This window comes from Nitrosopumilus maritimus SCM1 (assembly GCF_000018465.1).
Lineage (GTDB): Archaea > Thermoproteota > Nitrososphaeria > Nitrososphaerales > Nitrosopumilaceae > Nitrosopumilus > Nitrosopumilus maritimus.
In genome coordinates, this window is the sequence record NC_010085.1 from 1004425 (window position 1) to 1018421 (window position 13997).

Sequence of the window (13997 nt, forward strand, 5' to 3'; positions counted from 1 at the left end):
GTGACTGATCAACTATGGCAGGTATAGACAAGGCTGCAATTGGATTTTCAATCGCAATTGTAGCTATAGGAGTTGCATTTGCCATGTATGGCGATGCAGCTCAAAATGCCGGTCCCAGTGTTTCAACTCCAGCTGTAAGAACTACAGCACCTGAACCACAAATGGAAGAACCAGTTCAAGCTGATCCATTTGCAGATCTTGCAGATGAAGTAAAGGCAGCTTCCGAAAAACCAAAGAAATCTGGTTGGGAGAGAGCCACATCTGTACAAGACCCAGGTATAGGACATGAGGAACACCAACTTGCAGTGCTATTGGCACCAAGTGAGAACACATATTCAGGTACACTTCTCTACGATGCATCTGAAAATATTCAATTGGTTTCACTTAGAGGACCAATCGGAGATGATGAAAACCCATCAAAGATTTGGACTCCAGACGGTGAAACAAGATTTGAATTAACACTTGTTGACCCAAAGAATGCAAAAGGAGAATGGGAATTTTCCGGTAATGCTTTAGCAGTTCACACATTCTATACTAACACATTCGTAGTTGATTACAAGATATTAGATCTAGTAGAAACAGAACCAATGGTTATGGAAGCTGAGGATGAAATGCATGTAGAAGATGAAATGCATGTAGAAGAAACTCATGAAGAAGAACCAGCAGGTCCAATGACTCACACAGTCGATATGCCAGCAGGTACTTCAGTTCCAGGTTGTGAAGAAACTAACGAATGTTACATTCCAGCAAACATCACAATCAATGCTGGAGATACAGTAGAATTTGTCAATAGCGACACCGCTGCACACACAGTTACCGGTGGCAGTCCAGCAGATGGACCATCTGGTGTCTTTGATAGCAGCTTAGTTATGGGAGGAGCATCTTATTCATTCACATTTGAAGATGCAGGAACCTATGATTACTTCTGTATGGTACATCCTTGGATGGTTGGTAGTGTTACAGTGAACTAAACCAAATTTTTTCTTTTTTCTTATTTTATCTGATTTTTTCTAATAGTCCTATTGTATGCCACGCCAAATCTGTGAGTCTCATCTCTAGCATGCTGTAAAATTTGAAGAGAGGGTTTGTTCTTTGCAATAGTAACAGGATTTTTGGTTTTAGGCAAGTAGATTTCTTCATTTTCTTTTGCCAAAGAGATACAAGGTAGTTTCAATCCAAGAGACTGTAAAGACTTTGTAGCAGCATTAAGTTGTCCTTTACCACCATCAATTACTATCAAATCAGGTAATTCAGAATTTTCTTCTAACAATCTATAGTATCTTCGCTTGATAACTTCACCAATCATTGCAAAATCATCTCTACCAGACACAGTTTTGATTTTGAATTTTCTGTATCCAGATTTGTTTGGTTTACCATTAACAAATTGGGCCATGGATCCAACTGCAAAATCTTCACCATGATTAGATATATCAAAACATTCGATAACATTTGGAATTACAGGTAGATGCAGAATATCTTTTAATTCAACTAATCCAGGTTCTCCACCTTTAGAATGAATTAGTTTGATATTTTTCAAAATCAAATTCATAATGTCTTTTTTCTTGCCCTTTGTCGGAGTAGAAATTTTTACAGAAAAACCAGCTTGTTCAGAAAGTAAAGATTCCAAAAGTTTTTGATTTTCAGGAAGTTCACTTACAATAATGTATTTTGGAATTTTGTGTGTTGAGTAGTATTGATAAAGAAAATTTGAAAAAGAGTTGTCACCAACTAGATCAAAAAAGAATTTGTCACTATCTCGAATAACACCATTAATCATTCTAAAATTCATCACAGTTGCAGATTGTTCTTGAATTCCAATACCGAAATATTCTTCATCAGAATTTTCTACATATTCCATTTTTTGTTTTGTCTGAAGACTGCCAAGTCTAATCAGAGTGTCACGAATATCTTTTGCACGCTCAAATTGTTGCAATTCAGCTGCCTGATGCATCTCTTCTTCTAATTTTTTAGTAAAGATTTTTGTCTGGTTTTTTCCTTTTAGAACTTCTTCTAATGCAGCAACATGTTTTGGATATCTATCCTGAGCATCATTAAACTCACAAGGACCTTCACAATTACCCAAATGATATTCAAGGCAGACTTTTTTTGGCAATGTTTTACAAATTCGGATTTGAAATGCTTTACGTAATGCACCAATTGTAAGCAGTTTTGAGCTACCTTGAGTAAAAGGACCAAAAGTTTTTCCTTTACCAAGAAATTTTCCATCTCTTGTTCGTCTTGCAACTAACAATCGTGGATATTTTTCATCAGATATTCTAAGGTAAGTGTATCGTTGTTGATCCTTTAACTCGATGTTAAATCTAGGACGGTATTTTTTGATCATATTTGATTCTAAAAGAAATGCTTCACTTTCATTATCAGTTAAAACAAATTCAATATCAGAAATGTTTTGAACCAGTTTTTGTGTTTTGTAATTTTGATTTTTTAAGAAATATGACTTTACACGTTTTTTGAGATTCTTTGCCTTACCAATGTAAATTATTGTTCCATCAGAATCTTTCATCAAATATATTCCAGGATCTGTGGGAATTGTGATTTTAGAGATATCAAAAGTCATTTTTTAACTAATTTCTTTAGATATTTTCCAGTATAGCTTCCAGGAGCTTTTGCAATGTCTTTTGGGGTTCCTGTGGCAACAATTCTGCCACCCTCATCTCCACCTTCAGGACCCAAATCAATTATCCAATCAGAGTTTTTGATGACGTCCATATTGTGTTCAATTACTACAACAGTATTTCCAAGATTGGCCAGTCTGTTTAAGACATCCAGTAATTTTTGTACATCAGCAAAGTGGAGACCAGTTGTAGGCTCATCTAAGATGTACATGGTCTTTCCAGTTCCTCGTTTTGATAATTCTGAGGCTAGTTTCACTCTTTGAGCCTCACCACCAGATAGAGTTGTAGAAGATTGGCCTAATTTGATATATCCCAAACCAACATCGTAAATTGTTTGTAATTTTCGTTTAATTGCAGGAATGTTTTCAAAAAAGTTTAGAGCTTCATACACAGTCATATCCAAAACATCTGAGATGTTTTTCCCTTTGTAAAGAACAGACAATGTTTCAGAGTTGTAACGTTTTCCTTTACATTCATCACATTTTACATACACATCAGAAAGAAACTGCATCTCGATTTGTTTTACACCATCACCATCACATGCAAAACATCTTCCATCTGCAACATTAAATGAAAATTGTCCTGGAGCATATCCACGTTCTTTTGATAGTTCAGTATTTGCATACAATTCTCTAATGGGAGTAAATGCACCAATGTATGTTGCTGGATTTGAACGAGGTGTTCGTCCAATTGGAGATTGATCAATTGCAATGACTTTGTCTATATTCTCTAAACCAACAATCTTTTTGTGAGTTCCAGGTTTGACATTAGATTTGTAAAAATGATTTTCTAATGCTTTTAGTAAAATGTCATTAATCAGAGTAGATTTTCCAGAGCCCGAAACACCAGTAATAGAAACAAAAAGTCCTAATGGAATTTCAACATCAATATCTTTGAGATTGTTTTCAGATGCCTTTTCTACAACAAGTGTTCCAGAATTATTTCGAATTTTGTCTTGCAACATGATTAAAGAATTATCTTTAAGATAATCACCAGTTACAGATTTGTGACCATTGAGAATTTGGTTGACAGTTCCTTCAAAAACAACACTACCACCATTTACACCGGCTCCAGGTCCCAAATCAACCATCCAGTCTGAATTTCGTATAACTTCTTCGTCATGCTCCACTACAATAACAGTATTTCCCAAATTTCGTAGCTTATTTAGCGTTTTAATGAGTCGGGCATTATCTCTTTGGTGAAGACCGATAGTTGGTTCATCTAACACATACAAAACACCAGTAAGATTGGAACCAATTTGTGTAGCTAATCGAATTCTTTGAGATTCGCCACCAGATAATGTAGAACTTAATCTGTTTAGAGTAAGATAATTCAAACCAACATTCATCAAAAACTCTAGTCGTTCTTTAATTTCCTTTAGAACATCTCTTGCAATGTATTGTTCATTTTCAGTTAGTTTTAGCGTAGAAAAGAAATCATAACAATGGTCAATAGACAAATCACAGACATCCATGATTCCCTTATCATTGATTTTTACTGCAAGTGATTCAGGTTTGAGTTTTTTTCCATTACATCCATTACAGGGAGTATCTCTCATGAATTGTTTTAACCATTCACGTTTTGATTCAGAATCAGTTTCCATAAAAACACGTTGAAGATTATCCAACACACCTTCAAAGGCATTAGTGTATTGCCATGAAGAATCGCCAGATTTTGAACGATAATTAAAATCAATTAGATCATCTGTTCCATACAAAATAATTTTGAGATGTTTTGGTTTTATTTTGTTAATTGGTGTCATCAAATCAAAGCCAAATTTTTTGCCTACTGCTCTTAATGCTTGTCTTCTAAAGGAAGAAAATCTTCCACTCCAAGGAACAATTGCTCCATCCAAAATTGATTTTGTTTTATCTGGAATTACTAAATCAGGATCAAACTCCATTTTAACACCAAGGCCATTGCAATCTTTACACAAGCCAAATGGAGAGTTGAATGAAAAATTTCTTGGTTCCAATTCACCTACTGTTAATCCACAATAAGGACAAGCATTATTTTGAGAAAAGACTTTTTCAGATTTTTCTGATGCAACCATTACATCTCCTTTTGATGCCTTTATTGCAGTCTGAATAGCCTCAAACAATCTTGAGCGTTCAGATTTTTCAGTAGTTATTCTGTCAACTACAATCTCAATATTGTGCCATTTTTGCCTGTCAAGTGGAGGAATTTCCTCATCTAGGCTCAAAATTTCTCCATTTAGGCGTATTCTAGAGTAACCGTCCTTTTTGATCTGCTCAAAGAGTTTCTCATAGGTTCCTTTCTTTCGCTGGATGATAGGAGACAGTATCAGAATCTTTTTGCCAGAAAATTCTCTTAGCACAGAATCACAAATGGTTTCAATTGATTGGGTAGAGATTTTTCTGCCACAATTAGTACAATATGGAATACCAATTCTAGCATAAAGTAATCTCATGTAATCATAAATTTCAGTGGTTGTTCCAACAGTAGAACGAGGGTTTTTACTAGTTGTTTTTTGTTGGATTGAAATTGCAGGAGATAATCCATCTATAGAGTCAACATCAGGTTTGTCCATCATCTCCAAGAACTGACGAGCATATGCTGAAAGGGATTCAACATATCGTCTTTGTCCTTCAGCATATATTGTATCAAATGCTAAAGTTGATTTACCAGATCCAGACAGTCCACTAATTACAACTAGTTTGTTTTTTGGAATGTCAATGTCAATGTTTTTTAAATTATGATGACGTGCACCACGAATTTTTAATTTATTTTCGGTCATTTTTAATTTGAATCTCCTTTTCTAGTCTTTTTATTCTATCTCTGCATTCAATTGCACGTTCAAAATCCAAGTCTTCAGAATATTTTTTCATTTGGGCTTCTAAATCAATAATATCAGTTGCAATGTCATGTGTTGATTTTAGTTTAGAGTCATCAAGTGTTGTGACTTGTTCTGGAACAGATTTTATGATTGTCTTTGGAGTAATGTTGTTATCTTTGTTGTATTTCATTTGTTTTTCTCTACGACGTTTTGTTTCATTCATAGCATTTTTCATCGATTGAGTAACAGTATCAGCATACATGATTACATTTCCATTTTCGTTTCTTGCAGCCCTGCCAAATGTTTGAATCAAACTGGTAAAATTTCTCAAGAACCCTTCTTTGTCTGCATCCAATATTGCAACTAGAGAAACTTCAGGAATATCCAACCCCTCCCTAAGCAGATTAATTCCAACTAGAACATCAAACTCACCTAGCCGTAGTTGTCTGATTAGTTCTGTTCTTTGCAGCCCTTCAATTTCAGAGTGCATATATCGTACTCTGACTTGTTTTTTTGAGAGATATTCAGCCAAATCTTCAGCCATTCTTTTAGTCAGAGTAGTTACCAAAACACGTTCAGAATTGGCTACTTTTTTGTTGATTTCCTCAATTAGATCATCCATCTGGTTTTTGGTAGGCCTAATCTCAACTTCAGGATCTAATAGTCCTGTGGGGCGGACCAATTGTTCGGCAATTTGAGAGGAGATTTTCTTTTCATAATCAGCAGGAGTTGCAGACACAAATATGGTGTTTCGAACATATTCTTCAAATTCTTCAAATTTTAGTGGACGGTTATCATATGCACTTGGCAACCTAAATCCATATGTCACAAGTTCTTTTTTTCGCGAATGATCACCTTTGTACATTCCATGTAGTTGTGGCAATGTAACATGAGATTCATCAATTACCAATAGATAGTCATCTCCAAAGAAATCCATCAAACAAAATGCCTTTTGACCAGCTTTTCGTCCATCAAAATGTCTAGAATAGTTTTCAATACCAGAACAATATCCCAATTCTTCAATCATTTCTAAATCGTATTTTGTTCTCATCTCTAGTCTCTGTTTTTCTAATTCATTTAATTCAGGCAAACGTTTCTTGAGTTCATCTTTAATTGATTGGACTGCTTTTTTTCTAACATCTTTTGCAATAAGATAGTGTTTTGCAGGAAAAATTTTCATTTGATTAATCTTCTTTTTTTCTTTTAATGAAACATGATCAAGTACAGATATCTTTTCAACTTCATCACCAAACATAGAGATTCTAACAAGATCTTCAGAGTATGCAGGAGTAATGTCAATGGTATCACCCTTTACTCTAAAGTTTCCAGGAGCAACTTCAGTATCATTTCGCTCATATCTTGCATCAATTAATTGCCGAATCAATTCATTTCGTTTAATTTCATCACCAGCAGTTACTGTAATTGCCAAGTCTTCCCAATCTTGTGGATTTCCAAGAGAGTAGATGCAAGAAACAGTTGAGACGATTATTGTAGGTTCACCTGAAAGCAACATTGCAGTTGCCTCTAGTCGTAGCTTTTCAATTTTTTCATTGACTTGAGTGTCTTTTTCAATGTAAGTATCAGTTTGAGGAAGATAACTTTCAGGCTGATAATAGTCATAGTATGAAACAAAATATCCAACATTGTTTTTTGGGAAAAATTGTTTTAATTCTGAATACAGTTGGGCTGCAAGAGTTTTGTTATGAGAAATGACTAGAGTGTTTTTGCCAGTTCTTGCAATAACATTTGCAACAGAAAATGTCTTACCGCTACCAGTTACACCCAACAAGGTTTGAACGGTTTTATCTTTGACACCCTTGACGAGTTGATCAATTGCTTGAGGCTGGTCACCTGTAGGGGCATATTCAGATGCTAATTCAAATTGAGTTATCTGTTCCAACAGGTACAATTCCTAAAAACTGAATTTAAAGCAATGGTGATATCAAAAACTACCAGACAGGTTCATCAACCATTTTTAGGCCATCAGGAGTTTCCTCAAAACCCATAATTTTCAGAGTTTGTTTTGAAGTGGGAGACTTTCTTTCTAGAATTTTTTGTGCCAGAATTTGTCTTGAATCAGATCGTAATTGTTGCCCGATTTTGTATTTGCCTTTGATGGAAACAGGAATTACCTTGATAACTGCAACTTCATCGAGTACCAGATCATTATTTTGTATTGGAATGTAATTTCCCTCTGGCTGATATTTTTTCATCAATTCATTAAGACCAAATGCTTTTTCATCATCATCTTCAACAAAAACTCCTTTTCCTTTGATAACTACACTGATGTACAAAGTATCAGCTTGTGATGCATCAGTAGGATGTGAAAAGTATGATGGGAGAAACTCCAATTCACGGTCTACTTCAAATCCAACCTTGTCATTTCTAGATATGTTGTCTAATTTCTCACCTCTAGTATAGGAATGCATGTAGATAGCATCATTGGCAAATACAAAATTCATAGGAATAATCTGAGGATACCCATTCTCATCGATGCTTGCTATACGGCCAACATGTTCTTGAGAAAGAAATTCCTTTATCTTCTCATAAGATTTGATTTCAAGGCGTCCTACTAGTTTCAAATCGATTAGGATTTGCAAAGTGATCTAATAAACTAAATGTAGTAAAATATGCCAAAAAATATGAAAGATCCATATCTTGATGAATTAAAAAATGATTTTAACAAATACTCAAATGATTTGAAAAAATTAAAAAAGAAACTTCTAAAGACTGATTCACCACAAGAACAAGAAAAAATTATCAAGCAGATAGATAATATCGCAAAACAAATGGAGAAAAATCAAAAACAATCTACAAAGGTTACTAAATCAAGGATTAGAGAGAGACGATTAAAAAAATAACCTAATCTTCTTCTTCAAGTTCTTTTGCTAATGCCTGTACATCTAAAATCTTGCAAGACAATTCATTACATTCAACTTCATATTGATTCATAGTACCAAATCACAAAAAATATCAAAAAAACAACAACGTCCTAAAACTTGACTTTATTCATTCAATTTTTTTATTAAATAAAATCACTTAATTGAAGAGAAATCATATGGCAGTCATGGATGAGTTTGATGAAGAACGAGAAGAGGCTACGAATCAAGTATTAGATGTTCTTGAAGAATGGGGAGGAGAATCAAAATTCATTTGGTTTCGAGAACTTCACAGAATTACAGATATCGACAAAGGATTGTTGAGAAACATTCTCAATGAATTAAAAAAATCAAGAGAAATCAAAGAAATGCATGGAACAAACAACAGGATTTTTTTCTGTTTGAGAAAATATTACATTAAATGCAGAGATGTTGAATTCAGATTCAAAGGAAAGGAAATTATGCTTAGAGATGGAAGTAAGACAAAGATTATTGCAGGTTCAACAAAAGCAACAGAACGCACTAGAAAGAGATTAGAAAAACAAAGAAACAAACGTAGAGCAAAATCATTTACAAAAGCAAAAAGTAAAAGACCTCACAAATCATAAAGAATCTTCTGCTTGTCTTTGTGCAAAATTAGATTCAGCACGTTTTAGTTTTGCAGATTCAGCAACATCTTCAGTCATATCATAAAGTTGATGCAATTCCATATCAGGAACTAATGCATTCTCTTTTTCATCTTCTAGTTCTAGTTCTAAATTTGCCAAAATCTCAACATTCTCTTCTAAAATGTCAAGACATTTCTTTACAGATTCAGGAAGGTCATCGTCCATAATATTCATGGAATGTGGTAAAGTAAATGATTTTCTGTGTGTTAAAGGATAAAACGTCTTATTGTTTGGCTTTTTCTCTCAAGGCAGGCATTACATGGCTTGCAAATTTGTCAATAGAGCCAAAGTAATTCTTACCCCAGAATCTAATTACAAAGTGATTAACACCAGCATCCATGAATCTCTCAAATGTTGGAATGATGTCGTCAGGAGTTCCAACTGCAGTTGAAGAACGTGCAACTGCTTCAGGAATCTTTGTTGCAGCTTCTCTCATCTTTACAATCCATTCTTGATTAGACATAGAATATTCTGTAAAGTATTTTACGAAATCAAATCCTTCAATTTCTTTCAAGTTATGAACTCTCAAAACTTCAGGCTTGAATAGACTGACCTTTACTGCTTCTTTCATTCTTGCCCAGGATTCTTCTGCATCTTCAGAAAAGTATACATCGATATCAAGTGCATATTGGAAATTGTCTTTCTCTTCTTGTGTTCTGTTGTTTTCATCCATTGATTTTTTAATTTGAGCAGCATGATCTTCGAAAAGTTCTGGAGTATAACCAATTGGTAGCCAACCATCACCAAGTTTTCCAGTTAATGCTAAAGTTCTCTTTCCACCAGAAGCCATGTAAGTTGGTGGATGTGGTTTTCTAATAGGAGGGGCTTGCAAACATGCACCTTCAAGTTTGTAATACTTTCCTTCATAATCTACAGTGTTATCTGGAGTTGATTTGTATAATGTATGAATAGTTTCAATTTGTTCTTCCCATTTTGATACTGGTTTTTCAAACGGAATGCAGAATTCTTTTAGATTTTGTGCTTCACCTGCACCAATACCAAGAATGGCTCTACCTTTAGAAACTCTATCAAGTGTAATTGCAGCTAGTGCAATGTTTGAAGGATGTCTTCGGATTGCATCAGTTACACAAGTTCCAAGTTCTACATTGTTAGTAACTGCAGCAATTGCAGATAACATAACCCAAGGGTCTAGAACAATGGCATTCTTCCATTGTGGGACATTTGTGTGGTCCATGTAGAAAATAGAATCATAGCCGGTTTTATCAGCCAGCATACATGCTGTTAAGATTTGGTCCTCAGTATAACCGGCTCTTGCAACATTTAGGCCGTTTTGAATACCAAATTTGAGTTTCTTATCAGTCAAGTACATTTACGTCGAATCATTAGAATAAAAAGTTTAGTTCAGCTGCCAATTTCGCAGTTTATCAAGAAAATAGAAAAAAGGTAAAAAATTTGTGAATTTTTTACAAATTGCCTGCTTTGATATCCTCAAGACATTTTACAACGTCGTCTTTTGATATTGGAATTGGGTTTGGATCCAAGTGTCCTTTATCAGTCATTACGACATCAGCAGCTTCAGAAACATCAGCTTTGAGTTCTAATTTATCAAATCCTAGTTTATCCATTGCTTCTTTGAATCTATCATAGAAGATTGATTTGTTATGTTTGTGAGCAACTGTGGTACAGGATGAAAGGGAGTAACCATGAGGTACACCTTCATTTGAGAACACATAGGACAAAGCATGTCCAAGGGTTGTTGAACAATTACCAAATCCCATTCCAGATAACATTGAACCATAAGGATAGTTTTCTGGTTTGTCATTCATAATTGCATCATAAAGAATCTCAAATGCTTGTTTACACAGAGTTCTAGTCAAGTCATTACCAAGTTTGCTATCATAGCCTTCGGTAGCTTGAGCACATGCATCACAGACAGAGTTTTTGATGACTTGTTCAGGAGTACCATCCATGAAATATGAATCGACTACTGCCATGTCAGCTAAGAATCTGTCTTCACGTAACAATTTCTTTTTACCATCAAATTTGAGAACACAATAAGTTGTCATTTCAGCTCCAGTTCCAAATGTTGTTGGAATCAAGATTTTTTCAACACCAAAATCTTGTGCAGCGTATTTTACAACGTCCATAGAACTTCCACCACCTAATCCAATTAGGACTGAAGGTTTCTTTTCTTTGAATTCTGAAATCAAAGTATTGACATCGTCAATTGATGGTTCAGGTTTTACTTTGTCATACAGCATATAATCCTGAATTCCCATTTTTGCTAACCATTTATCAGAGAGCTCTGGTGGAACAGTTGTAACAACTAGGGCATTTTTTGGATATTCTGTTTGACCAAGTGCGTCTTCTCCAAAGTTGATAACTTTTGGAATGCGTACTGTGTGCATAGTTCACCAGCGTCATTGATTATTATTATATCTTGCATTATTGAGAGAAAGTATGATCATTCAAAATTTCGAAGAGTTGGCAACAAATGACAAGAAAAAAGAATGTTTGGAGATTTTAGAATCAGGTCTTAGAGCAGCAAATCCTGAAAATATCATCTCAAAGTATGTGACACCTGAAAAAATCAAAATTAATGGCAAAATCATTGACATTACAAAATATTCCAACATTTACTCTGTAGCATTTGGTAAAGCAGGGGATTCTATGACAAGAGCACTAAATGCAATAATTCCAGTAAAAAGTGGAATCATAGTAATCCCAAAGGGCTCAAAATCAATAATCAAAGGAAAGAAATTCCAAATTTTCAATTCTAGGCATCCTGAGCCTGATCAAACTAGCGTAAAAGCAGCAAAAGAGGTGATTAAATTTGTTCAAAACAAAAAAAGTGATGAATTAATAATTTTCCTGGTTTCTGGAGGAGGTTCATCACTTTTGGCCATGCCAAATGGAATAACATTAGATGACAAAATCTTTGTTACAAAATTATTACTAAAGTCAGGGGCATCCATTCAAGAGTTCAACTGTGTACGAAAACATCTATCAAAAATCAAAGGTGGAAAATTAGTTGAAAATATGAAATGTGATGGCATAAGTTTGATAATGTCAGATGTTGAGGGAGATGACCTATCTTCTATTGCATCTGGTACAACATACATGGATAATACTACATTTTCAGATGCATTAGAGATTTTAGAGAAATACAAACTAAAAAGAAAAACACCAATAGAGGTTTTACAGATTTTGGAAAAAGGAGTAGAAGATGAAAAATTAGAAACTCCAAAAGAATCAAAGATTGAAAATCAAGTCATAGCAAACAATGAAAACTGTCTTAAAGCAATGGAGATAGAAGCAAAAAAGAAAGGATACAAAGTAAAAACATTACAAGTCTTTGGAGATATCAAAGAAGCAGTAACGAAAATTCTTGAAAATATTTCAGAAGACCAAAAGATGTGTTTGATTGTTGGAGGAGAAACAACAGTCAAAGTTTTAGGAAAAGGTATGGGAGGCAGAAATCAAGAATTAGTATTAAGAATTTTAAAGAATACTCAAAAATTCAAAAAATTAGTCATTGCATCAATGGGGACTGATGGAATTGATGGAAATTCTGTTTTTGCAGGAGCAATTACTGAAAATCTCAAAGTAGACCTTGACACAATGAAAGAATTTCTAAAGAATAGTGATTCAGGGAGATTCTTTCAAAAGCAAAAAGGCAGTATAGTTACTGACTTTACACACACAAATCTCATGGATATAGGCGTGATTTTGAGGTAATTTTCAGGGTTTTGGCAACTGATCTTTTAATATCATAATGACGTATTTTATGCAGAATTACATTGCTTGAAAAACAATTTGATGCAGATGTATTGTATAACAGAATAGTTCATTTCTACATGGATAAGAAAGGATACACTAAGGAAAAGGCAAATGAGATTGCACAGTCAGTTGTTCAAAAAGAAGCTCAAAGAAGAATTTGCAAAAATGAAAAATGTAAACATTATTCCCATGATCACATAAGAAATGCTGAAACCTGTCTAGTTGCCGAATGTGACTGTCATAAATTTGTCAAGTAAAATCATCTAAAGAATTTTCAAGTAATGGTTGAGCGCTTATTCCAAGTTTTTTCTTCAAATGTTCTGCAAATTCCTCAACAAACCCATGGATTGTGTATACTTGTTCAGCTCCAGATTGGTTCACCATATCTACAAGTTCATTAAAATCACAATGATCACTCATTGGAATAGAATAATCAGTTCTTCGTCCAAAAGAAAATTTTGTAGACTGGGCCCATCCACTAAATCCAATTGTTACTGCACCATACTTTAATTTCATTTCTTGAATGAATTTACTTTTTGCAGACATCATAGGAGCAACCATAATCCAAGGTTTCTTATCTAGCAATCCATTTTTTTGAGCCTCAGAATGTCCCATTCCATCTTTTAGATCAACACCGAATTTTTGATGAAGAGTATTCATTTCTTTAACAGAATCATGAAAGTAAAGAGGGCCCCAATGACCAAATAGCTGAGTAATGGTTTGTGCTTTTCCTAACTGATATCCCATCAAAATTACAGGTATGCCTTTACCATACAATTCAGAAATTAGTTCATTGACCTGTTTTTGGATTTCCTCCATTTTTGGAAAGACAAACTCGGGCAAGCCAAATGTACATTCAGTGATTAACGTCTTGCATTTTGGAATTTTTGCACCTTGAAGAAATCCACGATTTCGTGTACAGATATCACCAGTGTAGAAAATATCATCAAATAGTAGCCCTTTGGCTCCAAGGATGTGGCCGCTATCAATTAGTGAAAAATCATCAAGGGATTCAATGTGATTTTCCATTTTGAATCCACGCAGATTAGCAATTTCATTGGTTTCAATTGAAGACAAAATTGTTCCACCATTTTTTGATGGAAGATGATCAGCATGAGCATGAGATACAAAATTTATTCCTGTGGCATCAGCGTTTTTTGGATCTAAACAAACGCGTCTATCATTTACCTCACACAGGATACCATTTTTTGTCATCCTGACTTTTCTAGGCAATGAAATTCATGAAAATAAGATTTGATATAAATTGCAGGTTTGA

At 34.4% G+C, this 13997-nt stretch carries 13 protein-coding genes; 5 read left to right on the top strand and 8 right to left on the bottom strand.

Annotated elements, in window-relative coordinates:
* The first annotated feature begins 14 nt into the window (after positions 1-14).
* Positions 15-971: a cupredoxin domain-containing protein gene (locus tag NMAR_RS05905; RefSeq protein WP_012215485.1), complete on the top strand. Its 957-nt coding sequence runs from the start codon at positions 15-17 to the stop codon at positions 969-971.
* Between the two features lie 20 nt (positions 972-991).
* Here NMAR_RS05905 and uvrC read toward each other — a convergent pair whose 3' ends face one another.
* From uvrC to NMAR_RS05925, 4 genes are read right to left on the bottom strand one after another with little or no spacing between them, the layout of a single operon-like run.
* Entirely contained in the window at positions 992-2578 is a 1587-nt protein-coding gene (uvrC, locus tag NMAR_RS05910; RefSeq protein WP_012215486.1) for an excinuclease ABC subunit UvrC, read from the bottom strand.
* A complete protein-coding gene (gene uvrA / locus NMAR_RS05915; protein WP_012215487.1) occupies positions 2575-5394 on the bottom strand; it encodes an excinuclease ABC subunit UvrA in 2820 nt (939 codons plus the stop codon). The genes uvrC and uvrA overlap by 4 nt, the downstream gene beginning before the upstream one ends.
* Positions 5381-7333 (bottom strand): excinuclease ABC subunit UvrB, encoded by a 1953-nt coding sequence (gene uvrB, locus NMAR_RS05920; protein WP_012215488.1) that lies wholly within the window; start codon positions 7331-7333, stop codon positions 5381-5383. Before uvrB ends, uvrA begins: the two co-directional genes overlap by 14 nt.
* A gap of 49 nt (positions 7334-7382) precedes the next feature.
* Entirely contained in the window at positions 7383-8015 is a 633-nt protein-coding gene (locus tag NMAR_RS05925; protein ID WP_148680324.1) for a pyridoxamine 5'-phosphate oxidase family protein, read from the bottom strand.
* Positions 8016-8075: 60 nt separating this feature from the next.
* Between NMAR_RS05925 and NMAR_RS05930 the strand changes: the two genes are divergently transcribed.
* Positions 8076-8294 (top strand): hypothetical protein, encoded by a 219-nt coding sequence (locus tag NMAR_RS05930; RefSeq protein WP_148680140.1) that lies wholly within the window; start codon positions 8076-8078, stop codon positions 8292-8294.
* Between the two features lie 206 nt (positions 8295-8500).
* Entirely contained in the window at positions 8501-8920 is a 420-nt protein-coding gene (locus tag NMAR_RS05935) for a hypothetical protein (RefSeq protein WP_148680325.1), read from the top strand.
* Here the strand turns inward: NMAR_RS05935 and NMAR_RS05940 are convergent.
* From NMAR_RS05940 to NMAR_RS05950, 3 genes are all read right to left on the bottom strand, one after another.
* Positions 8915-9145 (bottom strand): hypothetical protein, encoded by a 231-nt coding sequence (locus NMAR_RS05940; protein ID WP_148680141.1) that lies wholly within the window; start codon positions 9143-9145, stop codon positions 8915-8917. The two genes, NMAR_RS05935 and NMAR_RS05940, sit on opposite strands and share 6 nt — an antisense overlap.
* Positions 9146-9203: 58 nt before the next feature.
* Positions 9204-10310, bottom strand: a complete 1107-nt coding sequence (locus tag NMAR_RS05945) for an LLM class flavin-dependent oxidoreductase (RefSeq protein WP_012215492.1) — start codon at positions 10308-10310, stop codon at positions 9204-9206.
* 94 nt (positions 10311-10404) lie between these two features.
* Positions 10405-11349, bottom strand: a complete 945-nt coding sequence (locus NMAR_RS05950) for an iron-containing alcohol dehydrogenase (RefSeq protein ID WP_012215493.1) — start codon at positions 11347-11349, stop codon at positions 10405-10407.
* Positions 11350-11401: 52 nt separating this feature from the next.
* Here NMAR_RS05950 and NMAR_RS05955 point away from each other — a divergent pair, with 52 nt between their 5' ends.
* Entirely contained in the window at positions 11402-12679 is a 1278-nt protein-coding gene (locus NMAR_RS05955; protein WP_012215494.1) for a glycerate kinase type-2 family protein, read from the top strand.
* A gap of 62 nt (positions 12680-12741) precedes the next feature.
* A complete protein-coding gene (locus tag NMAR_RS05960) occupies positions 12742-12978 on the top strand; it encodes a hypothetical protein (RefSeq protein ID WP_012215495.1) in 237 nt (78 codons plus the stop codon).
* On the opposite strand, the gene NMAR_RS05965 is transcribed toward NMAR_RS05960, so the two are convergent.
* A complete protein-coding gene (locus NMAR_RS05965) occupies positions 12971-13936 on the bottom strand; it encodes an MBL fold metallo-hydrolase RNA specificity domain-containing protein (protein ID WP_012215496.1) in 966 nt (321 codons plus the stop codon). The genes NMAR_RS05960 and NMAR_RS05965 overlap by 8 nt on opposite strands.
* Between the last annotated feature and the right edge of the window lie 61 nt (positions 13937-13997).

What these genes read in the sequence shown, in the direction of transcription:
- NMAR_RS05905 (WP_012215485.1), top strand. Translation starts at nt 15, where the DNA reads ATGGCAGGTATAGACAAGGCTGCAATTGGATTTTCAATCGCAATTGTA.
- uvrC (WP_012215486.1), bottom strand. Translation starts at nt 2,578, where the DNA reads ATGACTTTTGATATCTCTAAAATCACAATTCCCACAGATCCTGGAATA.
- uvrA (WP_012215487.1), bottom strand. Translation starts at nt 5,394, where the DNA reads ATGACCGAAAATAAATTAAAAATTCGTGGTGCACGTCATCATAATTTA.
- NMAR_RS05930 (WP_148680140.1), top strand. Translation starts at nt 8,076, where the DNA reads ATGAAAGATCCATATCTTGATGAATTAAAAAATGATTTTAACAAATAC.
- NMAR_RS05935 (WP_148680325.1), top strand. Translation starts at nt 8,501, where the DNA reads ATGGATGAGTTTGATGAAGAACGAGAAGAGGCTACGAATCAAGTATTA.
- NMAR_RS05940 (WP_148680141.1), bottom strand. Translation starts at nt 9,145, where the DNA reads ATGGACGATGACCTTCCTGAATCTGTAAAGAAATGTCTTGACATTTTA.
- NMAR_RS05945 (WP_012215492.1), bottom strand. Translation starts at nt 10,310, where the DNA reads ATGTACTTGACTGATAAGAAACTCAAATTTGGTATTCAAAACGGCCTA.
- NMAR_RS05950 (WP_012215493.1), bottom strand. Translation starts at nt 11,349, where the DNA reads ATGCACACAGTACGCATTCCAAAAGTTATCAACTTTGGAGAAGACGCA.
- NMAR_RS05955 (WP_012215494.1), top strand. Translation starts at nt 11,402, where the DNA reads ATGATCATTCAAAATTTCGAAGAGTTGGCAACAAATGACAAGAAAAAA.
- NMAR_RS05965 (WP_012215496.1), bottom strand. Translation starts at nt 13,936, where the DNA reads ATGACAAAAAATGGTATCCTGTGTGAGGTAAATGATAGACGCGTTTGT.